Below are 23,626 nucleotides of genomic sequence, written 5' to 3'. Positions count from 1 at the left end.
TGTGGCCTATTCGATGGTGACGCGTAGGTTGATTCGGATGTCGTTTCCGATGAGGACGTCCCCGTCGTAGCAGGCGTCGTTGTCGCAGGAATGCTGCAGTGTGGCTTGGGTGCGGTCGTCGGGGACGTCTCCGACGACGACCGGAGCGGGTAGGTCGTTGTCGGAGATGAACGTTTCCAGGTCGTCTGCGGCGAGGGTGAATTCGACCGTTCCCTGATCGCCGCTCTGACCGGGTGTGAGGTCGTCCAGTTTCGCGGCACGGATCTCGGCGGATTCGGGGAGGTCCAGTCCGGTAGCGGATTCGACCGTATCCGTGGAGGGGATGGTGGGTGAGATGAGTGTGACGATCAGCCAGACGGTACCGATCAGGATGACGGCGACGGCCGCTACCGCCCAGCTGACGAGAATTGTACGTCGCGACATGGCGTTGGTTCAGAACGCCGTAATGGAGCCGGTGGCCCTCTCGCCGCGTGCCATTGCGGCGATGACGGCACTGTGGCCATGTCGGGCGGCCGCTAGGCGGGTGAGGATCCAATAGGTGAGGTCGTACGCTTCCGGGGCGAAGGTCGGGGCGGCGATGCCGAGGGTTTGGGCGACGTCGTCGCTGTGGACCACCATCTCCATAATGCGTGTCCGTAGGTAGTCGTCCAAGGAGAGGTTGTGCGGCCAGGTGGGGCTGGCTCCGGTGGCGTCGGACGCGGTGTGGGGTAGGTCGGTTACCAGCTGGTTGTAGCAGTCTTCCGCGTAGGCGAACAGTTTTTCGTAGCCTTTTTCGGCCATTTTATCGGAGCTCTGTCGGATACCGGTGTTCGCTTCGTTGTGGATGTCGGGCGTTGTCCACGCCGCGCGTTCGAAGTGGTCGAACAGGCCGATGGTTTCTTGTTCCGGTTTGGGGTTTTGCAGGGCGACTACGGGGTTGGTGATTTGGCTCAGGGTGTGGGCCACCAGGCCGGACACCTGAAACTCCGGTAGTGCGCTGGGTTCGTCCCAGGCACGCGAGGTCTCGGGGCGGTCTAGGAATTTCAGTGTGGTCTCGGCGGTTGCGAGGAAACAGCTACGGGTTTGGGACATGATGTGGGGTCCTCTACTAATTGACGGAGACGTGGACGTGGTTGGTGTGGTCGGCGTTGGGATTCCCGTTGGTTCCCGAGTACGCCTGCCAGCCGGATGCTGGTGACCAGAATTGGCGGTACCAGATCACGTATTGTACGGATAGGGCGTCCGCGTGCGTGACATACCAGCCGGCGAGGTTGTCGCCGTAGGTTTTTTCGTCTCCGTAGGCGTCGTAGTTTTGAAATCCGCTTGAGTTGGCCGAAAAGTCACAGGCGCGACCCTTGCCGTGTTCTCCGCTGGATTCGTTGCGGAAGCAAGAGACGTAGCGGTCGAAGCCCGCGTTTTGGGTCTCACGTAGAACGTGCAGGGTGCGGGGTGTCAGGCAGCCTGACGTGGTGGGGTCGGATTCGGAACATGATTCCGGTCCACTGGTGGTGACGGGATTGGGCGCTCCTGCTCCCCCACCTCCGGAAGGGCCGTTGGAAGGTTGGTAGGACAGCTCTTCGAGGAGGTCCTCGAGGTCCTTCTCGGCTTCTTCTGCCTCCTTGAGAGCCTTTTCGGCCTGCTCAATCTGCTCTTCGTAGGCATCGGTCTGATCTTCCAATCGTTGCACCAGTTCCGCGTTCTTCTTGACCGTTTCGGCTCGCTGTTCGCCTAGGAAGTCGGTATACGCGAGGGCTTCAAGAGCATTGTCGGAATCATCGGACGTCAGTACCGAGGCGGTGTCGACAAGGTCGTCGCGCATGTAGATCTCGTAGGCGAATTCGCCGAGCTCTTCGCGCATGCCTTCCAATTCGGACTTGGTTTGCTCGATTTCATCTTCCAAGTCGTCGGCGTTGTTTTCCGCCTCTTCCAGGTCTTCTTCCGCTTCGGTCACTGCCGTCGCCGCTTCGGCCAACTGCGTGCGCACTTCGTCGATGTCGGTGTCCTGTGCGTCAGCGGGTAGCGCCGAGGTCAAACTGAGAAGGAGGACGGCGGCGAGTCCGGAGGCGGTCGCGGTTTTGTTCACAATCAAACCTTTCCGAGGGGCGCGGTGTTCAGTTCGATGGAGCGAAGTGTCCATACGCCTGGGAAACGGGTGGGAGTTAGACGTTTACCTCGGCCACAACCGGGGCGTGGTCGGAGGCGCCTTTTCCCTTTCGCTCATTCCGGTCCACGTAGACGTCTGTGACCGCGGTGCGTAGCGCTTCGTTCGCCAGGATGAGGTCGATCCTCAAACCTCTGTTTTTGGGGAAATCCAGGTTTCGATAATCCCAGAAGGTAAACGGCTTACCGTGTTTGAGGGCCCTGGGTATGATATCGGTCAATCCGTGCCCTGTTATGTCGGCTAGGGCCGCTCGTTCCGGTTCACTGACATGCGTGGTGCCTTTCCATTCGGAACGGTCCCACACGTCGTCGTCGGTGGGGCAGACGTTCATGTCTCCGGTGATGGCGAAGGGACGTTCGTCGTCGACGACGACCTCGCCGAGTGTCTGGAGAAAGTCGAGTTTATAACGGTAATGCGGATCGTCGACATCACGGCCGTTCGGGACGTACACCGACCAGATCCGCAGTGGGCCACACGTGGCCGCGATCGCCCGAGGTTCGATCTCGTCCTTGAAGGTGGGCTGCCGGGGTAGATTCCGTTGCACGTCGTCAAGTCCAACTCGAGAGATGATCGCGACGCCGTTCCACCGTCCGGTTCCGTGCGCGGCTACCTCATAGCCCAGTTCTCGCAGCGATTCGACCGGTACGTCGTCAGTCGCACATTTGAGTTCCTGCAGGCACAGGACGTCGCAGTCGTTGGCGCTCAGCCAGGCGTGTACGCGATCGATCCGCGCGTTGATGGAGTTGACGTTCCAAGTTGCGATGCGCATATTGGTTACCTTAATGGTCGGTCGGCCGAAACCGGTGCTTCTGCAGCGACGGTAGGCGTGCGCGTCGACGCCAAGGACAGGAGGGTGAACCCCACGCACACCGTGAAGGCCGGCAGTGCGACCCCGGAGTCGTTGACCGCGAAGCCTATGATCGAGGCGATCGACAGCCCAATCATAGCGGCGTGAACCGACGGACGAGTCGGCTGGCCCCGTTTCCACACAATGACAATGGCCGCGACCAGGGCTGCGATAACGACGGCGGTCAACGGAGTGTTCGTCACGGTACCGATGGCGGCGGCCATTTTCCTCTCGAGGATCGCCCCCGCGTCTCCGGAAACAACCGAACCGATGAACCGCCCGAGGTGGGATTGTGAGGACGCTGGGCGTAGATAATCGAGGAATCCCGCCAACGTTATGACCGCGAGCGCCAGTCCACCTGCCATGGTAAGGACGGAGAGGGATAGGCGACGCCCCCATACCAGCCAGCAGGTGAGAGTCAGGGAGGCGACGAGGGTGATGGTGCCGCCGACGTTCCGGCCGAGACTTGGTGCGCCTACGGTCGCGATGGTGGCCAGCGAGAGGATTGTGGGGCCGAGGTAGGTGATCCACTTCGTTGACAGATTGCCGATTCGAATTCTGTCCCATGGGACGAAGGCGATGAGGAGTACGTTTGCGGCGGCGAAGACGGCGAAGGTGTAGTTCCCGATTCCGGTGAATCGGGCCCCTGATTGGGCGGTGTAGCCCATTGGGGTGTGCAGTGCCCATGTGGCTCCGGAGAACTGGTCGACGAGCACGAGGAGCACTGTCAGCGACGCCAGTAGTATCGCGGGTCGGGCGCCGCGTCGTAGCCAGGGCGTCTGGGTGGCCGCTACCAGTATTGCGACGACCGACAGGATGATGGCCCACAAGGTCAGGTTCGGGTGGCCGGTCCGCCACCACGGTGGGATGGCCGCGATGAGGGCGGCTAGTGGAAATGTCGCGACGGCGACGCAAAGGGCCTCGCCCAGACGGTTACGTCGTCTCCGCAGGACCATCCAGGTGGCGGCGCCGACCGCTATGATTCCGATGACGGTCAGGGTGTTGAAGTAGTGCGGCATTGCTTTTGCCACCGCCGCTGAGGCCTGAGCTTCGTCTACCCCGATGTCAACGGCGTCTGATGAGGTCAGATCGGTATTGGTGTCCACTGACACGGGCCGTCCCGACATGACCGCTGGAACGTCGGTATCGATGGAGTCCAGCAGTGTTGGTGCCAGATCGACGATTTGAAGGTAACCGTCGCGTCCGGTGGTCGGTGAGGACAACTGTCCGTTGTCGATGCCTTTTCCATGGAACATGACCGGGTGGAGTCGGCTGGGGTATGAGGTGTCCGATACGCCCGACAGCAGCAGGCGCCATGATTCGTCGAGTTCGGCGACGGTGTCGGCCAGGACTTGATCGACGTCGGCCGCCGCCTGGTGGCGCAGGTCGTCCGCGGTCGGTTCCTCGTCTTCGGGGATCGGAGGGGTCGCGTGGGCGTCGTCGTTTCCGATGTCGTCGAAGTCGACCTCGGTGTCGGTCTGGTCGGATTCGTAGGAGTCGGAGACGGTGATTCCCGGGTCGACTACAACGACGGAGCAGGTGTCGGTGGCTTCGGATATGTCGGACAGTTCGCTGCTGTAGTAGTCGATTCGTCCTTCGGGGTCGGCGGCCACCAGGGCGGCTCCGGGGCCGATGGCGGCTACGCATTGTTCGTTCTCGTGAGCCGCGTCGGCGAGCGAACCGAGGCGAGCGCCGTAGTTGTAGGCGGTATTGGTGTCTTTAAGCTGCTCGTACCAGGGCAGATACCATGATCCGTCGTTGTTGCGCGCGGGTTCGGGGAGACGCGATTGTGCGGTGCACGACGTGTCGCGCGGGTTGAGTCCACCGGCTCGGGCACCGGCGGAGATACTGACCCAGGCCGCTTCGGGGCAGGTCCACGATCCGATGGTGCGTACGCTCATTGAGCCTGACGCGCCTTCTCCGGCGAGGTCCCACATGGCCGGGGTTCTGGATTCGTCGATATCCGACCAGGTCAGCCCTGGTACTCCGAAGAGGAGTACTCCTTCGGCGTCCGCTTCGTCTCCGTCGTCGGAGTCCTGCGCCCATGCGGTCGGAGCTGCGAAGGTCAGCATTGCGGCAACCAGTGCAGCGACACTGAACAGCCGAATCCACCGGCGCGAGGCTCCGTGATTTGTTTCCCACTTGTGTTTTGGGATTGACACCGCAAACATAATGACAGTCTATGGCGTCGGTCATTGTTCACCGTTCGTCCCTCACACCACACCGACGCAGCTCACCCGCGGACCGGGTCCCGCGCTAGGCTGGCAGGCATGTTTACCGTAGCCACCGTCAATGTCAATGGGATTCGAGCGGCCGCAAAAAAGGGAATGGTGGATTGGTTGACCACCGTCGATGCCGATGTGGTCCTGCTTCAGGAGGTTCGGGCCGAGGATCACCAGATTCCTTCGATCATCCGTGAAGCCGGGCAATGGCACTGGCAGGTGGCGCCGTCGCAGACGGCCAAGGGTCGGGCCGGCGTTGGAATTCTCACCCGTAATGCTGATTCGGAGGCGCGGATCGGCTTCGGTTCGGAAGAGTTCGACGTGGCCGGACGCTATATGGAGATCGATCTGCCATCGGTGACGATCGGCAGCCTGTACCTTCCTTCGGGTGAAACGGACACACCGCGACAGGACGAAAAGTACCGTTTCCTGGAGCAGTTCGGTGAGTACGTGGAGAGTCGGCGTCGCGAGATGGAGGCCGAGGGGCGACATTTCCTCATCGGCGGGGACTGGAACATCGCGCACACTCAAGCGGACCTGAAGAATTGGAAGGGCAATAAGAAGAGCTCGGGGTTTCTGCCGGAGGAACGTGCTTGGCTGGATCGACTCTTTGACGAACGCGGCTTTGTGGATGTGGTTCGTCGACTGCATCCGGACGTAGAAGGCCCGTACTCGTGGTGGTCGTATCGAGGCCGGGCGTTCGACAACGACACCGGATGGAGGATCGACTATCACGCTGTCGATCAGGCCCTGGCCAAGCAGGCCGTCACAGCTTGGGTGGACCGTGCTCCCAGCCACGACACTCGGTGGTCCGATCATGCGCCGGTACTGGTGAGCTACGACCTCTAGCGATATACGGGTTACTTCGATCCGTCGCCGCTTGGAGTGACCGTGGGTGGAGTCGGCTGTTTTGGCCCTGCCCGCGGTTGCTGGCATCATTGATTCGGTGAGCTTGATTGACTATTTGCCAAATGAACCGACACCGGACAATGTTTTCTCCGCTTTCAGCGAGTGGGCCGCTGATGCGGGCATCGAACTGTACCCCCATCAGGAGGAGGCTCTCCTCAACGTCGTCTCGGGAAACAACATCGTGGTGTCCACCCCGACCGGTTCAGGCAAGTCGCTGGTCGCGTCGGCCGCTCACTTTCATGCTTTGGCGACCAACGGAGTGTCGTTCTATACCGCTCCCATTAAAGCGCTCGTGTCGGAGAAGTTCTTCGACATGTGTGAGCAGTTCGGTTCGGACAACGTCGGAATGTTGACCGGTGACGCTTCGGTCAACCCGGATGCTCCGGTGATTTGCGCGACCGCGGAGGTCGTTGCGAATCTGGCTCTCCGTGAGGCCGACAAATTGGATTGCGCGTCCCTGGTGGCCGACGAGTTCCATTTCTATGCCGAACCCGACCGCGGTTGGGCCTGGCAGGTCCCCCTTCTGTTGCTACCTCAAACTCAATTCACCCTCATGTCGGCGACGCTAGGCGACACCAGTGGTTTTGAACGGCAGTTGGACGAGTTGACCGGACGGGAAAGCGTCACGATCACCGGCGCCACGCGACCGGTGCCCCTGGAATACGACTGGAAGACGACACCGCTGCACGAAACGGTGGAAAACCTGGTCAATCATGAACAGGCCCCGGCGTACGTGGTGCATTTCGCTCAGGCGGCGGCCTTGGAGACCGCGTCCAGTCTGGCCAGCCTTAAACTCGTGTCCAAGGAGGAGAAAGCCGCGATCGGCGAAGCCTTGGGCGGATTTAGGTTTACCACTAAGTTCGGTAAGACCTTGGCGCGACTGGTTCGGGCGGGTATCGGCGTGCACCACGCCGGAATGTTGCCGAAGTATCGACGTTTGGTAGAGAAACTGACTCAGCAGGGGCTTTTGAAGGTTGTCTGCGGCACCGACACCTTGGGTGTGGGGATCAACGTGCCGATCCGAACCGTGGTCTTCACCGGACTCAGCAAGTTCGATGGACGGCGGCAACGTCGCCTACGCAGCCGCGAGTTTCACCAGATCGCCGGGCGGGCGGGACGTGCCGGGTACGACACGGTCGGCTACGTCATCTGTCAAGCGCCCGAACACGTCATCGAGAACGAAAAAGCGCTGGCGAAAGCCGGCGATAACCCGAAGAAACGGCGGAAGGTGCAACGTAAGAAACCGCCCGAAGGTTTTGTGTCGTGGAGCGAGGACACCTTTGACAAGTTGATCGATTCTCCGCCGGAGACGTTGCAGTCGCGCATGAAGATCAACCACTCGATTCTATTGAACCTTCTGGAGCGCGACGGAGACGCCTTCGACAACGTCCGCTCGCTCATCGAATCATCACATTCCACTACGGTGGAAAAACTGCGCTTGAAACGGACCGCCTTGACCATAGCCCGTTCGATGCGAGAGGCCGGAATCATTACCACCGGCGACGACGGGGTGCGGTTGACCACCGACGTTCCAGAACACTTCGCCTTGAACGAACCACTCGCACCGTTCGCATTGGCGGCACTCGAGCTGCTTGATCCCGAGGCGGACGATTACGCGATGGACATCGTGTCGGTCGTTGAGGCCACCCTGGAAGGGCCGGGCCAAATTCTCAAGGCACAGCGTGACCGTGCCCGTGGCGAGTCGATTGACGCGATGAAGGCCGACGGAGTCGATTACTACGATCGAATGAACGCTTTGGAGGACGTGGAGTACCCGCAGCCGCTTCTGGAAAAGCTGGAACCGGCGTTCGAAGCGTACCAAGCGGCCAACCCGTGGACCGGTGACTACCACTTGCAACCCAAGTCCATCCTGCGCGAGCTGTGGGAAAACCACATGACGTTCGGAGAGTACATTTCGACCTATCGAATCTCGCGTTCGGAAGGCCTCCTCCTCCGGTACCTGACCAGTGCTTATAAAGCCTTGGTGCAAACCTTGCCGGAATCGGTGAGCGGGGAGGAGATCGATGAATTGACCGATTGGCTGGGCGAGGTCATTCGTCAGACCGACTCCTCCTTGATCAATGAATGGGAACAACTGACCAACCCCGCCGAGGTGACGGAAGATCTCGATCCGGGACGCCCCGCGAGTGCTTTCACCGATAACGAGCGCGCCTTCACCATCGCCATTCGAAATCTCGCCTGGCGTCACGTGGAATTGGCCGCTTCCGACCGACCCAACGCTCTTGCCGAACTGGGTACGGGGTGGACCGAGACCAAGTGGGACGAGGCGCTGGAGAAGTACTTCGCCGCCCACGATGACATCAATGTCGATCAGGACGCACGCTCACCTCAGTTTCAGTCCATCGAACGAAACGGGCGGGAATGGGTAGTACGTCAGGTCGTGGACGATTCGGACAAGGATCGGGACTGGGCGATCGTGTTGCGTGTCGATCTGGACGCGTCGGACGACGCCGGTGAAGTCGTCGCGGACGTTGAGGACTTCTCGGACAAGGCCATGGGTGGGTTTTAGGCCTTAGTCTCGGCTCGGGATTTCGATACGGACCTCGTCGCCGTCGACGACGGTCGCCGCTCCTGCGGTGTAGGAGTTGATGAGCTCGCGAGCCGTCTTTTCGTCGGCGGCGGCGAGGTGGAAGGTGACGACGTTGGAATAGGTGACGTCCTGCAGATCGATGTCATCGTGAGAACGCAGGCGCCCTTCGAGACTGCCGGCAAGGTCGTGGTTGACGGTAACGTGCAGCTGCGACCAGTAGCGGATTTCATGGACGGTGGCGGTGTCGAGAGCGCTTGAGACCGCTCGGCCGTAGGCACGCACAAGACCGCCGGCTCCGAGCTTGACGCCCCCGAAGTATCTGGTCACGATGGCAAGTGTGTCGGTCATATGATGGCCGTTCAGCATTTCCAACATCGGAGCGCCGGCGGTGCCCGACGGCTCACCGTCATCGGAGGAACGCGAAATCAAACCGTCCGCCGTGACGAATGCGGTGCAATTGTGGTTCGCGTTCCAATGATCTTTGCGATGCTGCTCAATGAAAGCCCGGGCGTCGGGTTCACCGTCGATGCGCTTGAGGAAGCAGATGAATCGAGACTTGTTGATCACTATTTCGGTTTGTACGTCAGTGGCGATGGTGAACACAAGTACCAATTGTAAGGCGGTTGCGAGGGGTCTGTCGGAAGTAGGGGAACAACCGTGTCAGTCAACCTCCGACAGACCCCTACGGCCCTTAGCCGACCGAAACGGCCTGAGCCGTCTCGGTTCGAGCGGGAATGTAGTAGGTTTCGGACGCCGACTGGGCGGGTGTCGTATGTGTCTCGGCTTCAACGAGAACCGCGTCAGCCAATGCGGCCTCTTCGACGCGGCGCACCCGGCGCACCGTGTACGTCGTGGTGACCATAACGACCCAGGCTCCATTGAGGAGAATCAAGCCCCAGTCGTAGCCCATGAAGGACGACACCAACAGTATTCCGGCGCCGCTCCCCAACAGCAGCAGACTGGAAGGGTGAGTGGCCTCGAGCCTATGAGACTGCACCAGAATATACTGCACGATGTAAATGATGGCGCCGAGGAACTGCAGGGCTATGCGCACGTCAAAATCGAACATAATGGTCTCCGGTGTGATGGTCGTGTATCTGGGAAGGACGATTTCATGGCTCGAGGTGAAATCGACCGAAGTAAAGAAAGGGAACCGCATCCCGTGCCTTCGAATGTAAATCAGGCATTAGGGTGTTTCAAGGGAAAAACCCTTACCATCCAGCTTGAATTTACGAACTAAATTGTTAAGTGCTAACTTAAGGGAGAGGAGGTTCCCAGTGATTGACTTGAGGCGACTGCACGTGTTGCGGGAAGTGGCGCATCATGGCACGGTGTCCGCGGCCGCAAAGGCTCTCCATATGTCCACTTCAGCGGCATCACAACAGATTAGGTTGCTATCGAAAGATCTAGGTGTGTCCCTGCTTGAGCCGCACGGCCGCAGGGTTCGACTCACCTCTGCGGCTCAGGTTTTGATCGCACATGTCGATGCGATTGAAGCCATGTGGCGCTTGGCGGAGGCTGAGATTCAAGCCACAGAGGGCGAACCGTCCGGTCTGCTTCGGCTGTGCGGATTCCCCACTGCGATCGCCACCCTGCTGGCGCCTTTGGTGGAGAGGGCTAAAGAATCTCTGCCGTCCATGGAGCTACGACTGCGTGAAGCCGAAGCTCCGGAAAGCTTCGATCTCCTTTTCGCGGGCGACGCCGACCTGGCGGTCGTCGAATCGACTCCGGACAATCCACCCCCCGAAGACATCCGATTCGATTCACAGGTCATCTTCCACGACCCGTTCGACTTGGTCGTGCCCCACGCCCATCCACTGGCGGAGTCGCACTCGGTGGATATGCGTGCGGTGGAACGCGAACCCTGGGTCCTGGGCGTGCCCGGATCGGAACATCGGCGGCACGTACTAACCGCCTGTGCGAATGCGGGATTCCGTCCGACCATCTATGGAGAGGCGCGCGAATGGTCGGTCATCGCCACCATGATCGCCCACGGTCTAGGAGTCGGTCTGATTCCCCGACTGATCGACCTGCCGCCGCACCTGAAGTTGGTACGAATCCCGGTGGCCGGACCGTACACGCCTTTTCGGCATTTCCTGGCCGTCACCTTGCGCGGTGGCCGCGACCGTCCGGCGGTAGCCGCCGTCTTGGATCTCTTGGACAACTTCGTCCGCGAGGCCGAGGTCATCGGACCGGTGGAAAATCCCTGAGCTCTGCGCCGTAATGTGCCCTGAGGCGTCTAGTATGACGCCATGACCAACCTCAAGAATGCCCCCGACACCCAACCGCTGCACCTGAGGGTCCACGGTGGAGCACCGCTGACCGGCGCGATTGATGTCAAGAGTTCCAAGAACGCGGGAGTCGCTCTGTTGTGCGCGGCCCTCCTGAATCGCGGTCGGACCGTGCTTCGAAGGGTGGCACGCATTGAGGAAGTGCATCGCATTCTGCGGGTGCTCGCGAGCATGGGCGTGGAATACGAGTGGCTGGGAACCCAGGGCGATATCGACATCAGCGTTCCCGACGAACTCGATCTGGAGAACATCGACGTCGATGCGGCCCGACGGACCCGTTCGATCATTATGTTCCTCGGGCCTTTGCTGCACCATCGTCCGGAGTTCTCGTTGCCGTTCGCGGGTGGCTGCGAATTGGGAGACCGAACGGTGGAGCCGCACTTGGCCGCCTTGCGTCATTTCGGTTTGGACGTCACCTGCACTCAGGGCAGTTACCAGGCGACGGTTAAGAAGGACGCACAGGCGCGCGATAAGACGATCGTCTTGACCGAACGGGGAGACACCGTCACCGAAAACGCGATCATGGCCGCGGCCCTCCATCCCGCCACGACCGTAATACGCAATGCTTCCTGCAACTACATGGTCCAGGATCTCTGCTTCTATCTCCGCCGACTAGGAGTGCACATTGACGGAATCGGCACCACGACGGTAACAATTACCGGACGCGACGAGATCAACACCAATGTGGACTACTCCCCCTCGGAAGATCCCATTGAAGCGATGAGCCTCATTTCGGCCGCCATCGTCACCGAATCGGAGTTCACCATTCGGCGTTGCCCGATCGAATTTCTGGAAATCGAGTTGGCCGTACTCACAGAGATGGGGTTGCGATTCGATACCACGCCAGAGTACGCCGCCGCCAACGGTCGAACGCGGCTCACTGATATCAGTGTATTTCAATCGGATCTCTATGCTCCGACCGACAAGATCCACCCCATGCCGTTCCCCGGGCTCAATATCGACAACCTCCCGTTCTTTGCCCTGATTGCCGCGTGCGCACACGGTCCAACCCTGGTTCATGACTGGGTCTATGAGAACCGCGCTATCTATCTGACCGAGCTCACCCGGTTGGGAGCCCAGGTACAGCTGCTTGATCCACACCGCGTGAGTGTCACCGGCCCTACCCGGTGGTTGAACAATGAAATCATCTGCCCACCGGCCCTGCGTCCCGCCGTCGTCCTCCTACTAGCGATGTTGAGCGCCAATGGGACCTCTGAACTTCGGCATATCAACGTCATTCGCCGCGGATACGAACAGCTGGCCAATCGTCTCGTCACCATCGGCGCCCGCATAGAACCGTTCACCTAGGGATTTGGTAGCGGCTGTGCCGCTGCCTGTTTGTTTTTTGCAGATTGGGTTGCGGGAAATGAGAGAGGATGAGGTAGAATACCTCGAAGGCGATATATATTGTATATTTAAGGAGAAAGCAGTGTTGAAAACGGCCATTCTGGGTTTTCTCAGAGACTACCCCTTGCACGGATACGACCTCAAGCAGCGCGTCGCCGCCCTGGCCGGCCACGTGCGTCCCATCGCGGACGGCACCCTCTACCCCACGATTAAACGACTAGAGGACAACGGCCTGCTCACACGCCGCACCGCCCCCGGGACCGTCTCCGCACCTCGACACATGCTGGAAATCACGCAAGCCGGTACCGACCAACTGAGACGCTGGCTTCGAGATCCGACGCCGGTGTTCATCACCGATGACAATCGCTGGTACATTCTTCTGGCGTTTCTGCATCATCTCGATAACCCGGCCGAGCAAGCCATAGTCCTACGTCAACGGCTTGACTTCCTCAGAGGCGAGCCAACCCTGTTCTATGACCGGAATGGCAACGCCGTCCCCAACGACGAGGTCGACGGTCCATTCCGCGCTGGGCTGGTGAAAATCCACCGCTCGGGAAACGGCGTTGAACGCGAGTGGCTCGAACAGCTTGCCACCGAACTCGAACGCCGCGCCGGGCTCGTCTCTACGCCCAAACAGAGTTAGCGGTCCCCTGACTAGGTCGAGCGAAGAATGATGATCACGGTGAAGATGACGATCAAAATGGCCACGATGGCCGCCGTTACCAACACCGCCGGTTCTTGATGCAGCGGCCGCTTTCCGGATCGCGGCGGCCCCTGCGGAGAGGCCGACTGCATGGGAGGAGGGGCCGGCATGGGGTTCCCAGGTGCCGCAGCGGGCATCTGACCGCCTCCCGGGGGCATACCCGCACCGGGAGACTGCGGCATCGCCGGAGGCGCCGACGCTTGCGGTGTACCGCCGGAAACCGGTCCGGCGGGTGCGGAGGACGGCGGTGGCGGTGCCGACGACGCGCGGACCGCTCCTTCGGCCACGACCGTCTCCGGTTGTTCAAACGCTTGCGCCGGAACTCCCAGCTTTTCGTGAATCAGCTGCGAGATCATCGGGATGCGGGAGGAACCGCCCACAAGAAAGATGTTGACCAGGTCCTGCGGCCGCAGACGGGCGGCCGAGATCGCCCGACCCAGGCAGTCCACCGTCTCCGCCAACTTCGGCCGAGCCGCCCGTTCAAACTCCGACCGGGTCAGGTGGGCATCGATCTCCAAGGCCGGCAAATGTATCTCCGCATTATTCGAACGCGACAGGTTCTCCTTCGCAGCGCGAACATCCTCGTACAACAAACGCCGATACCGTCGATGACTCTGATCGGTGGGATTGGTCAACGCCTCCCACTCTTCCGGCTGCTGCACGCCGTACACCGATCCCAGGTGCTCCACGATAGCGTGGTCCAGATCGAGGCCGCCGATGTCGCTGACGCCCTCCTCGGCCAGTACTTCGAAACCGGTTTGCGTCCGGCGTACGACAGTGGCGTCGAATGTTCCCCCACCGAGGTCGTAGATGGCAAGAGAACGCCCCGGCGCAATCTCGGTGCCGAGAACCGTCGTAAAGTAGGACGCCGCGGCGACCGGCTCGGGAATCAACGTAGGGGGCTGGAACCCGGCCTGCACGGCCGCTTCCGACAAGATCGTGCGCCGACGCTGTCCCCAGCGAGCCGGATGGGTCACGCGTACCTCAGCGGGACGCTGGCCCAGTTGCCGGGTCGATTCCGACGCGATCTCACTCAGAACGTGGGCTATGGCGTCCGCTACCTGAATTTCATTGAGCCCAAGAAAAATGGACCCGTCATCGATCCGGCGCTTGGGATTGGGTTCAAAACGTGAAGGGTCCGAATTCGCCGCGCGTTCGGCCGCGCGCCCCACGAGAATCTGGTCGTCACTATTACAAAAAAGCGCACTGGGAAGGATCGGATGTCCATCGATCAAAAGCGAGCGCGTACGTCCGTCGGGTGCGCGCAGCACCGCGACGCTGTTTGAGGTTCCAAAGTCCATCCCGATAACATGCATGTCTCTCTTCTCTCCTTCGCTCGTTTCAAGATACTGGTTCCTCGCGACGGCTCCACACCCTCCCTGCTGCGACGAGGTGAGATCACCGGGAGCGGCAGTGCGGCCCGTCACCGGTGTCAGCGTTCGTGTCAGAATGTGAGCGGTCCTTGGTGCTCCGGTCGTGCGGCCGGATTGTCGGGGGCCCGTTCGTCGACGTTTGCGTGGGAAAGTGGGTTGCGATGTCCGGGGTGCCGGTGGCTCAGTCGACTCGGAGGGAACGTTTTGCCTGGGTGGTGTATGACTGGGCTAATCAGCCGTTCATTACCACCGTGATGACGGTACTGGGCACTTTTTATCTGTCGCGCTTGGCGTCGAACGCCGCGGGGTGTGGTTCTGGTGAGTGTTCCAATGTGGAAGTGTCCTTTTTCGGTTTGCCGGTTCCCATCGGGTCTTTGTGGGCGTATACGACGTCGATCAGCGTGCTGTTGACGGTGGTTTTGCAGCCGGTGGTAGGCGCTCGGGCGGATCGTTCTTCGCATAAACGGTGGATGTTGGCCGGTTTCGCGGCGGTGGGTTCGCTGGCGGTGGCGTCGTTGTTGTTGCTGGGTCCGGATTCGACACGGTATCAGGTGATGATCGTATTGATCATTGTGGCGAACGTCAGTTATGGATGTTCGATCGTCGTGTACAACTCTTTCCTACCTCTCCTGGTAGGAGCTGACGGGCGTGACCGCTTGTCGGCTACGGCGTGGGCTTGGGCGTATTTGGCGGCGGCGGTGTTTTTGACGTTGAACGTTCTGTCCATTAATTTCGCCGCGCAATTGGGGATCGACGAGTTCACCGCGATTCAATGGGGCATGGCGGCCACCGGCCTGTGGTGGGCCGGGTGGACGATTGTGGTGATCCGGGGTCTGCGGGACCGACCGGTTCCCACACAGGCGGCCGGGTCGACGTGGGCCCAGTTGAAGTCGACGTTCGTGCAGTTGCGGGCGACTCCGGCCACGTTGTTGTTCTTGGCGGCGTTTTTGCTTTACAGTGACGGGATTTCGACGGTGCTGGTCATGGTGTCGTCGTATGCGGATCTGGAGTTGAACTTGGACAGCTCCACGGTTACGTTGGCGATTCTGCTGGTGCAGTTTGTGAATTTCGCCGGAGCGTATACGATGCGGTTCATCGCCTCGCGGGTAGGCGCCTACCGTACTGTTCTGGGTGGTTTGGCGGGTTGGACCTTGGTGGTGGTCGGTGCGTTCTGGCTGCCGGTGGGTGAGGTGTATCCGTTCTTTCTCTTGGGTGTGGCGCTCGGTCTGGTCATGGGTGGTACGCAGGCACTGTCGCGTTCGCTGTTCACTCAGCTGATTCCTTCCGGGAGGGAGGCCGCGTATTTCGGGATTTATCAGATCGCCGACCGGGGAACGTCGTGGATCGGTCCTTTGATGCTGGGGGTTGTGGTGCAATCCACCGGTAGTATGCGAGTGGGGATATTGGGTATCGCGGTCTTTTTCGTCGTCGGTTTTGTCCTATTGTCCCTGGTCCCGATGCGACGCGCGATCGTGGCGGCGGGTAATGAGGTGCCCAGTCGGATTTAGAGAAGCTACGAATCTTCTCACACGGTTGGGCGATAGACTTGGTTTTTGGGCCAAGGCCCGCCAAACTTGACCGGTGGGTCATATGGCCGGGTGGGTAGTATCCTGAACAGTCGGGATCAGTTGCCGGGGTCACGTGTACCTCGGCGACGCGGTGGAAACAATTCCACGGTCTGTGTTGTTGTATTGAAGCGGCGGGTTATGGCTGCCGTAGGGTGCGTACGCGCCGAATCGGATCCATTGACCAGCGGTTGTAGTGGCCCATCAGCGCCGTTGGGTGCGGATGCCGATACAAGCAATGCTCGAAGGGAAAGTGCAGGGGAATATGAGCGAACGTATGCTGAGAGGCTCCCGTCTCGGCGCGGTCAGCTATGAGTCGGACCGAAACACTGAATTGGCTCCCCGACAGAGCCGTGATTACGTATGCCCGAAAGGTCACCGTTTCGAGGTGCCTTTCGCTGCCGACGCTGAGATTCCGACGACGTGGGAGTGCCGCCTCGACGGTTCTTCCGCCAAGCTGGTTGACGGTAATGAACCGGAGGCGAAGAAGGCCAAGCCGCCGCGCACGCACTGGGACATGTTGCTGGAACGGCGTTCCATGGAGGAGTTGGAAGACATTCTCGATGAGCGTCTGGAGCAAATGCGCGCTCGTCGCGGCGAAGTGTAAACCGTATCGACGTGAGTGCCCGGGTATCGACTGATACCCGGGTTTTTCACGTTCAACGGTCGGTCATCGCCGTGGGCCGGAGTCATCGTCCGGGGGTTCGATGTCGCCTTCGATGACATGTCGTTCTTCGGGGTCCTTTGGTGCGGTGGAGCCGTCATGTTCGGAGATCACCTCTCCGTCGATGACGTCGTCGTTTTCCGTCCCGGCCGACGGCGTGGGTTGTTTCGGGGTGAAACGCTTGACCAGGGGCTTGAACAAGCCGCGAGTGGGCGGAAGGATCAGGGCGAGGCCGACGAGGTCGGTGACGAACCCGGGTAGAAGCAGCAGGAGTGCTCCCGCGACGGCGGAGCCGTTGGGTAGCGGACCCATGTGAACCGGAGCTTGTCGACCTTCCGCTTTTTGTGCGGCTCGGAATTCCTCCCGCATCGCCTCCATCGACCGCCGCCCCAGTGAACCGAGGACGACTGCCCCTATCACAGAGGTTCCCAGCAATGCCAGGACGCTCCAGCCGGGCCCGATGCTGACCACCAGTACGAAGAAGGCCAGAAATTCGGCGATCACCCACCCGGCGATCACGGCACGGATGGCGAACGGAGCACGTTGAGGCTGCTGCCCCGACGGGGATTGTGGGTTCATGAGCGTCGTCCTTGCGGTCTCAATTGTTGCGTTCGATGGGACCAGCCCCATCGGCTGACATTGCGAACCGCCTCCCACGCGATTCGCGGCGTCATTTTCGACGTTCCCCGCCGCCGTTCGGTGAAGACGATCGGTATCTCCACTATGCGCTGGCCCGCCTGCACCGCGCGGCGCGTCAGGTCGATCTGAAAGCAGTATCCCACTGATTCAACTGTATCCAGATTCAGGGCGTACAAGGAGTCGGTACGCCAGGCGCGAAATCCGGCGGTGACGTCTTTGGTGGAGATTCCCAGCATGCCCCGCGTATAGACGCTGGCGGCGCGCGACAATCCCCGGCGGTGCCATGGCCAGTGCAATACTCCCCCGCCGGGAACATAGCGCGATCCGATCGCCACATCCGACCCGGCGAGCGCTCTGAACAGCCGCGGGAGATCGGCGGGATTGTGAGAGCCGTCGGCGTCCATTTGGGCGACCTGGTGGTAGTCGTGTGCGACGGCCCAGGCGAAACCGGCGAGGTACGCTCCCGCAAGGCCGGTTTTCTCGCTTCGGTGCAGGACGTGAACGGCGGGATCGGCGGCGGAGAGGCGGTCGGCAAGGCGTCCGGTTCCGTCCGGCGAGTTGTCGTCGACGATCAGCACGTCGACGTTGTGCGCGTTTCGACGTGTCCGTCGCACGATCGGTTCGAGGGTAGCGGTTTCGTTATAGGTGGGGATGATTACCAAACGTCTCATTCCGGTACGGCCTCACGTCGACGGTGCTGGATATTGTGGACGACGGCCCAGCTTAGCAAGGCAATCCCGCCGACGATGAGAACCACTTCGGGGATTTGCCCAAGCTTGGTGGCCGGTGTGGTGTGTTGGGACGTGGTGAGTTGGCGTTCGAGGATGGCGTGGGTGTTGAAGGCCGCGGGATCGTGGACGGCTCCGGTGTGGTCGACAAAGGCGGATACGCCGACCGTGGAGGCCATGAGCGAGTCTCGGCCGTGTTCAATGGCGCGAAGCCGTACCATGGCCAGTTGCTGGGTGGCTTCCGCGTTGTCAAAGGTGGCGTTGTTCGTTTGAACGGCGAGGATCTCGGAGCCGTTGCGCACGGAATCGGTGACCAGGCCGTCGTAGGCGATCTCGAAGCAGATGATTCCGGATACGACGGTATCGTCGACGTTGACGTGAGCGGGGCCTTCTCCCGGCCGGAAACCGTTGACACCGTCGATTCCCTCCGCCATCCGGTCGTCGATCCACGAGGCGACGGTCCGGAAGAAGTCCTTATAAGGAACGTATTCGGCGAACGGCACCGGATGCTGTTTGGTGTAGGAGTCCGATACCCCGGTTTGGGGTTCCCACACCACCGAGGTGTTGGTCAGTGATCCGTCGTCGTCGGTGACGATGGCCCCGAAGAAGATGGGAGCGTCTATCGTGTCGGCGGCGTCTTGAATGATCTCAGCGGCGTCGGGGTTCTGAAACGGGTCGATATCCGAGGCGTTTTCCGGCCAGATCACCATGTCGGGTTGTGGGCTGTCCCCTTGTTCCACACGATCGGCGAGATCCAGGGTGCCACGCACGTGATTATCCAGTACGGCACGTCGCTGGGCGTTGAAGTCAAGGCCGATACGCGGGACGTTTCCCTGTACCACGGCGACGTTGACGGTATCTCCCCCGGGTTCCTGAGCGAGGTTGGGTAGGACCAGGCCACCGGCGATCAGGGCCGCGCTTACGGCCAGGGGCGCGACGATACGCCGACGCCAGAGGAGCAGCAGGAGGTAACCGGCGATAATCGCGACGATGAAGCTGACGATCGGTGCACCGGCCAGCCAGGCGTAGTTGACCAGAGGCCCGTCGGCTTGGCTGAAGGCCAGACGTCCCCATGGGAATCCCCCGAAGGGTTGCCGGTCGCGTAGAGCTTCTTGACCACTCCAGCCCAGCGCGATCGCCAACGGCCAGAGCGCCACGTGCCGGTCGATCAGTCGACTGGACGCGGCGAGCGCGGCTCCGAGGAGGCCGATGAAGAGTGCTTGGAGTGCGCTGAGAAATATCCAGGGCCACTGTCCGACTTGGGTGGACGACCAGGCAAGCAGCGGAAGGAAGAAGGCCATTCCGGCGAGGAATCCGATTCCCAGTCCCGCTCGAGCGCGGTGGCGGTGGACCGCGATGCTCAGTCCCATGACGGGTATGACGGCTAGGGGCCAAAGTCCGTACGGTGGAAAGGCGAGCACTCCGACGAGCCCGGCGACGATCGCTACCCCGATGGCGACGGCGAGGTTCAGGCGCCGGCCCAGTGCGCCGGTCGTAGTGCAACGGTTGACCAGTCTCCGGAGTGTACGCGGCGGGGAGGCCGGTTCGGTTGGAGCGTCGTTCGAGGCGAGGTTGTTGGCCATGGTGTCCTTCTGCCGGGTGTTGGAGTGTTGTTCGACAAGGATACAGGCAGGGTGCGGAGCGGCGGTATGACTGTCGTTCAGAAACCGTTGAGGCAGGAAAAAGGGGCGTAGCTTGAGAGCGCTACGCCCCTGATACACGGGTTTCTCCCAGTCCCTGTGTGTGGTGAACGGAGACTTTCAGCCGTGACCTTCGGACCAGTGCGCAGCCGCCTGGCTGACTGACGTCGCACTGTTGTCTAGGGGCCCCGTCTGTCCGTGACCCTTCACCTTCGGCGACCGCTCGCCCGCTCCGCCGAACCACGCGCGCTGGACCTGGCCGCTGGTGGCGGTGCGGCCGGCGCCGCCACCTCTGTCCAGTTTGCGTGGAAGCAAAGCAAGTCGAGTCGCCCCCGACGTTCGCTGCTGACCGGGTGTCTGGTCCGAATGACAGCAACGAGGACGTCTTCAACGGTAAGGCAGAAGTCTACTCTACGTTGAAGCGGGTCGGCCTCTCAGCTTAACAGCAGATGCCGCACAAGCTGACATAACTGTAATTTTCGAGGTTGGCTCAGTTCATGAATCACTTCGCCGGCGGCCACGGTGACCTGACACGTCGGTTCGGGTGTGCGTGGATCACTCCATTCGGTGAGAGTGTCGTCCGTCAAGTTCCACACCGCGAAGTCCGCTTGGAATCCGGGGGCGAGTACGCCGACGTCGTCGCGTCCCACCGCACGCCAGCCGCCGCGTGTCGCCGCGGCGAAGGAAGCCTCCGCGGAGAGACTCTGTGAGGAATTGTGGTGGTGGGTTCCGGCTCGTACGCCTCCCCACGGGTCGATGTCGGTGACGGGTGAATCCGAACCGAACGCCAAGGGAATTCCCACTCCGTACATATGCGACCAGGGGTTCGCCGCCAGGGCCCGTTTTTCGCCCATACGAGTGGCGTACATCGAGCTCTTCCCTCCCCAGGTGGCGTCGAAGGCCGGTTGCACCGATGCGTGTAGTCCATAATGCACCATGGCCGCCGCGTTGGACTCACTCAACAGTTCGACGTGTTCGATGCGGTGACGATAGGTTCTCAAGTCGGCAATGTCGACCTTCTCAGCGGCACGATCGAATCCGGCCAGTACGGTGTCGATGGCGGCGTCGCCGATCGCGTGGAATGCGGCCGGCATTTCGAAACGGTGACAATTGACGATATGGTCACCGACCTGTTCGGCCGAGTAGTACAAGGTGCCTCGTTCCCCCGGCGCATCGGCGTAGTCATCGCGGAGCGCGGCGGTGCGAGCCCCCACGGATCCGTCGACCGACAGATCACCTCCGCAACCGTAGGCCCCCAAATCACGAGCCCGCTCGGCGGCATTGAGTTCTCCCCACCAACCGAAAACCTCCGGGAGGTCCGGGCGACGCCCCAGCGCGATCAGATCGGTGAATTCCGTTTCCTTGTATGGATCGGAGTCGATGGGGATGAAGTGTTCCACCAGTGCGGTGATCCCCAAAGAAGCGGCATGACGCAGAGCCGCTTCGGAGATCGCACGGCGGGCTTCGGGACCGATCGAAGCATTGGCTCGTGCGCGTGCCTGGCGGTGGGCTTGCCGGGTGAGCACTCCGCTGGAGTCAAAGCCGTCGTAGTCGACCAGGCTCGGGTGGGCTTCGAGGAGTCCGGCCGACGCGATTCCACTGTGGCCGCAAGTACGTGACAGGTACACCTGACGTCCTTCGCCGGCGCGCTCGAGCTCCACAGCGGTCGGCAGTTCCGGGTCGTCCCAGGTGGTTTCATCCCAACCGTGCGCAATGATCACCGCGTCGGCCGGGATCGTGCGCGCATATCGGTTCAAGCGATCCATGAGATCCGGGCCGTTTCGCGCGCCGGTGGGATCGAATCCGGTCAGGCGCGCCCCGGTTCCGGCGACATGGGCGTGTGAATCGACGAACGACGGGGTGATAACCGTGTCGGGGCAGTCCACGACCCGATCGGCGGCCGGGGCGTCGGCGGCGTCCCCCACCCAGGTGATCATGCCGTCGTTGACTGTAAGCGCATTCGCTCCGGGGGCCGCTGCAGTATAAACGCTGCGGGCCCTCCACAGCGTGGTAGATGTCGTCATGACACTATTGTGCCAGGATTCCCTCAGTCGACAGAACCGTCGTCGCCGTCAAGGGAAACAACCGCATCATATCCCCCAGCAAGACCTCTTCTCGCGTCACCGCACGGATCCACTGCGCGAGGTGCTCGTTTTCGTCTTCTGCCGGAACACCCTTCCGTACGAGGCACACGATCATCGTCAAACGTGCACCCTCGTCGCATGATGGAACTGTGAACGGCAGTCGCAATCGGCCTCTCGAAGAGGGTCGCTAGCCCATACCTCCCGATCGAACGCCTTCCACGGCAACAACGACTTCACGACCGTCCCGGGACCGTCGCAATCGTGCATCGCGATTCCGTACCGCTTGGGGACCGTTGCCATCATAGTGCCGCGAGCCGATTCCCGTCCCGTCGCCGACGAACATGGCGCACACGGCCCGGGAATCTCACTCGTCTACCGGATGCAGGACGCGGTGGAGAAAGGAGTTCGCCCGCTCCGTTCGCGGATTCGTCAATACGTCGGCCGGCGGGCCTTGTTCGGCGATGACCCCGTCGGACAGGAAGAGCACGCGATCCGCGACTTCCTTGGCAAACTCCATCTCATGTGTCACCACGAGCATGGTCATTCCCTCATCAGCCAGATGACGCATGACGGCCAGAACCTCTCCCACCAACTCCGGATCCAGAGCGGAGGTGGGTTCGTCGAACAGCATCAGGCGTGGTTCCATCGCCAGCGCTCGGGCGATCCCGACGCGCTGCTGCTGTCCGCCCGACAACTGCGCGGGTTTCGCCGACTCCTTGCCTTCAATGCCCACTTCAGAGAGCCGCCGTCGCGCGTTCTCCTCCGCCTCGCGACGAGAACGTCCCAATACGCGGCGCTGCGGCAGCACGATATTGTCCAGAATAGTGAGGTGAGAGAACAGATTGAATTGCTGGAACACCATTCCGATATCGCGTCGGGCCGCGTCAAGGTCCACGTCGCGATCGGTCATGAGATGCCCGGCCGCCTCAACGCTGCCGGAAGTCGGCGTCTCCAGTAGATTGACGCAACGCAGGAGAGTGGATTTTCCCGAACCCGACGGCCCGATCAGGCATACGACCTCGCCTTCGTCGATGTCGGCATGTACACCTCTGAGCACTTCCAGGTCACCGTAACGTTTGTGCAGTTGGTTAATGCGAACCAGTGGTGTGCTCATAAACGTGTTCCCTTGTTTTCCATACGACGCGCCACGATCGACAACGGCACGGTGATCAGCAGATACAGCACGCCGCCCAGCAACAACGGGGTGGCGTTGGCCGTTGAGGTCAATTCCTCGCGGGCGAACTTCGACAGTTCCATCGTCGTCGCCGTCACTCCGACAACGTAGACCAAGGACGAGTCCTTGGTCAGCATGACGAATTCATTCGTCAGCGGCGGGATGACGATGCGAACCGCTTGAGGGAGCACGATCGACGTCATCGTTCGCATGTGGCTCATTCCCAACGACCGGGCCGCCTCGATTTGACCGGCCGGAACCGCCTGGATACCGGCACGAACAGTTTCAGCGATATAGGCCGACGACGTCAATCCAAGGCCCAAGGCGACTTGACCGTAGATTCCGCCGGGGTAATCCATTCCCGGAAAGGCTTGGGGCAAACCGAATGCCACCAAGAACAACACCAGCAGGGCGGGCAACCCACGGAACAGTTCGATATAGGCACCGGCGAACCACCGGTACACCGCCACCTCGGAAATCCGCATCACGGCCATAACGACCCCGACGATCATTCCGAAGATGAAGGCCAGCACCGTATAGGCAATGGTGTTGAAAAAAGCCTGCCATACGGCGGGAAACATTCCAGCGGCGATGTCAACTCGGAAGAACGATTCGGTGATGTCCTTCCAGTCCGCCACCCACGCCAAGACGAGTACGACGATGATGAACAGGCCGTACTGAAGCCCACGGACTAGTGCGCGACGTTGACGTGGCAATAGGCGACGATGCGCGACAGTCTCGACACTCAT

21 protein-coding genes and 1 pseudogene are annotated in these 23,626 nt (G+C 61.0%); 7 read left to right on the top strand and 15 right to left on the bottom strand.

Features of this window, described 5'->3' with window-relative positions; translation table 11 throughout:
* Positions 1–6: 6 nt before the first annotated feature.
* From HALAL_RS0114085 to HALAL_RS0114065, 5 genes are all read right to left on the bottom strand, one after another.
* On the bottom strand, positions 7–423 hold the full coding sequence (locus HALAL_RS0114085; protein ID WP_025274611.1) for a hypothetical protein: 417 nt from the start codon (positions 421–423) through the stop codon (positions 7–9).
* 9 nt (positions 424–432) lie between these two features.
* The gene (locus HALAL_RS17815) at positions 433–1,071 is read right to left on the bottom strand and encodes a maleylpyruvate isomerase N-terminal domain-containing protein (protein ID WP_025274610.1); all 639 of its coding nucleotides are present in this window, start codon (positions 1,069–1,071) and stop codon (positions 433–435) included.
* Positions 1,072–1,087: 16 nt separating this feature from the next.
* A complete protein-coding gene (locus HALAL_RS0114075) occupies positions 1,088–2,062 on the bottom strand; it encodes a coiled-coil domain-containing protein (protein WP_029768024.1) in 975 nt (324 codons plus the stop codon).
* 76 nt (positions 2,063–2,138) lie between these two features.
* The gene (locus tag HALAL_RS0114070) at positions 2,139–2,909 is read right to left on the bottom strand and encodes an exodeoxyribonuclease III (protein WP_025274608.1); all 771 of its coding nucleotides are present in this window, start codon (positions 2,907–2,909) and stop codon (positions 2,139–2,141) included.
* A gap of 5 nt (positions 2,910–2,914) precedes the next feature.
* Entirely contained in the window at positions 2,915–5,059 is a 2,145-nt protein-coding gene (locus tag HALAL_RS0114065) for a hypothetical protein (RefSeq protein WP_025274607.1), read from the bottom strand.
* Between the two features lie 198 nt (positions 5,060–5,257).
* Here HALAL_RS0114065 and HALAL_RS0114060 point away from each other — a divergent pair, with 198 nt between their 5' ends.
* Complete coding sequence (locus tag HALAL_RS0114060) at positions 5,258–6,058, top strand: exodeoxyribonuclease III (protein ID WP_025274606.1); 801 nt, start codon at positions 5,258–5,260, stop codon at positions 6,056–6,058.
* Between the two features lie 97 nt (positions 6,059–6,155).
* Complete coding sequence (locus tag HALAL_RS0114055; protein ID WP_025274605.1) at positions 6,156–8,648, top strand: DEAD/DEAH box helicase; 2,493 nt, start codon at positions 6,156–6,158, stop codon at positions 8,646–8,648.
* 3 nt (positions 8,649–8,651) lie between these two features.
* On the opposite strand, the gene HALAL_RS0114050 is transcribed toward HALAL_RS0114055, so the two are convergent.
* Together HALAL_RS0114050 and HALAL_RS0114045 are read right to left on the bottom strand one after the other, a co-directional pair.
* Positions 8,652–9,236: a YigZ family protein gene (locus HALAL_RS0114050; RefSeq protein ID WP_245598125.1), complete on the bottom strand. Its 585-nt coding sequence runs from the start codon at positions 9,234–9,236 to the stop codon at positions 8,652–8,654.
* A gap of 124 nt (positions 9,237–9,360) precedes the next feature.
* On the bottom strand, positions 9,361–9,738 hold the full coding sequence (locus tag HALAL_RS0114045; protein WP_156937753.1) for a CBU_0592 family membrane protein: 378 nt from the start codon (positions 9,736–9,738) through the stop codon (positions 9,361–9,363).
* 208 nt (positions 9,739–9,946) lie between these two features.
* On the opposite strand from HALAL_RS0114045, the gene HALAL_RS0114040 reads away from it, so the two are divergent.
* The 3 genes and pseudogenes from HALAL_RS0114040 (at position 9,947) to HALAL_RS0114030 (ending at position 12,950) form a co-directional block, all read left to right on the top strand.
* On the top strand, positions 9,947–10,879 hold the full coding sequence (locus HALAL_RS0114040; protein WP_025274602.1) for a LysR family transcriptional regulator: 933 nt from the start codon (positions 9,947–9,949) through the stop codon (positions 10,877–10,879).
* 75 nt (positions 10,880–10,954) lie between these two features.
* Positions 10,955–12,268, top strand: a pseudogene (locus HALAL_RS0114035) (UDP-N-acetylglucosamine 1-carboxyvinyltransferase); the annotation flags it as partial.
* A 121-nt stretch (positions 12,269–12,389) separates the two neighbouring features.
* Positions 12,390–12,950: a PadR family transcriptional regulator gene (locus tag HALAL_RS0114030; RefSeq protein WP_025274601.1), complete on the top strand. Its 561-nt coding sequence runs from the start codon at positions 12,390–12,392 to the stop codon at positions 12,948–12,950.
* A gap of 11 nt (positions 12,951–12,961) precedes the next feature.
* Here HALAL_RS0114030 and HALAL_RS0114025 read toward each other — a convergent pair whose 3' ends face one another.
* The gene (locus HALAL_RS0114025; protein ID WP_025274600.1) at positions 12,962–14,326 is read right to left on the bottom strand and encodes an Hsp70 family protein; all 1,365 of its coding nucleotides are present in this window, start codon (positions 14,324–14,326) and stop codon (positions 12,962–12,964) included.
* Between the two features lie 233 nt (positions 14,327–14,559).
* Between HALAL_RS0114025 and HALAL_RS0114020 the strand changes: the two genes are divergently transcribed.
* Both HALAL_RS0114020 and HALAL_RS0114015 read left to right on the top strand, forming a co-directional pair.
* On the top strand, positions 14,560–15,891 hold the full coding sequence (locus HALAL_RS0114020; RefSeq protein WP_211240477.1) for an MFS transporter: 1,332 nt from the start codon (positions 14,560–14,562) through the stop codon (positions 15,889–15,891).
* A gap of 322 nt (positions 15,892–16,213) precedes the next feature.
* Entirely contained in the window at positions 16,214–16,555 is a 342-nt protein-coding gene (locus tag HALAL_RS0114015) for an RNA polymerase-binding protein RbpA (protein WP_025274598.1), read from the top strand.
* A 63-nt stretch (positions 16,556–16,618) separates the two neighbouring features.
* On the opposite strand, the gene HALAL_RS0114010 is transcribed toward HALAL_RS0114015, so the two are convergent.
* From HALAL_RS0114010 to HALAL_RS0113975, 7 genes are all read right to left on the bottom strand, one after another.
* Positions 16,619–17,191 carry an FxsA family protein gene (locus tag HALAL_RS0114010; RefSeq protein ID WP_025274597.1) on the bottom strand — a complete coding sequence of 191 codons (573 nt, stop codon included), beginning with the start codon at positions 17,189–17,191 and terminating at the stop codon, positions 16,619–16,621.
* Positions 17,188–17,922: a polyprenol monophosphomannose synthase gene (locus HALAL_RS0114005; protein WP_025274596.1), complete on the bottom strand. Its 735-nt coding sequence runs from the start codon at positions 17,920–17,922 to the stop codon at positions 17,188–17,190. The genes HALAL_RS0114010 and HALAL_RS0114005 overlap by 4 nt, the downstream gene beginning before the upstream one ends.
* Complete coding sequence (lnt, locus tag HALAL_RS0114000) at positions 17,919–19,700, bottom strand: apolipoprotein N-acyltransferase (RefSeq protein ID WP_025274595.1); 1,782 nt, start codon at positions 19,698–19,700, stop codon at positions 17,919–17,921. Before lnt ends, HALAL_RS0114005 begins: the two co-directional genes overlap by 4 nt.
* A 353-nt stretch (positions 19,701–20,053) precedes the next feature.
* Positions 20,054–21,643, bottom strand: a complete 1,590-nt coding sequence (locus HALAL_RS0113995; RefSeq protein ID WP_025274594.1) for an amidohydrolase — start codon at positions 21,641–21,643, stop codon at positions 20,054–20,056.
* Positions 21,644–21,647: 4 nt separating this feature from the next.
* A complete protein-coding gene (locus tag HALAL_RS18715; protein ID WP_156937752.1) occupies positions 21,648–21,824 on the bottom strand; it encodes a hypothetical protein in 177 nt (58 codons plus the stop codon).
* Positions 21,825–22,067: 243 nt separating this feature from the next.
* Positions 22,068–22,817, bottom strand: coding sequence for an ATP-binding cassette domain-containing protein (locus tag HALAL_RS0113980; protein WP_025274593.1), 750 nt, complete (start codon positions 22,815–22,817; stop codon positions 22,068–22,070).
* Positions 22,814–23,626: an amino acid ABC transporter permease gene (locus tag HALAL_RS0113975; RefSeq protein WP_025274592.1), complete on the bottom strand. Its 813-nt coding sequence runs from the start codon at positions 23,624–23,626 to the stop codon at positions 22,814–22,816. The genes HALAL_RS0113980 and HALAL_RS0113975 overlap by 4 nt, the downstream gene beginning before the upstream one ends.

Source organism: Haloglycomyces albus DSM 45210, assembly GCF_000527155.1.
Taxonomy (GTDB): Bacteria; Actinomycetota; Actinomycetes; order Mycobacteriales; family Micromonosporaceae; genus Haloglycomyces; species Haloglycomyces albus.
This window is presented reverse-complemented; position numbering and strand designations above follow the sequence as displayed.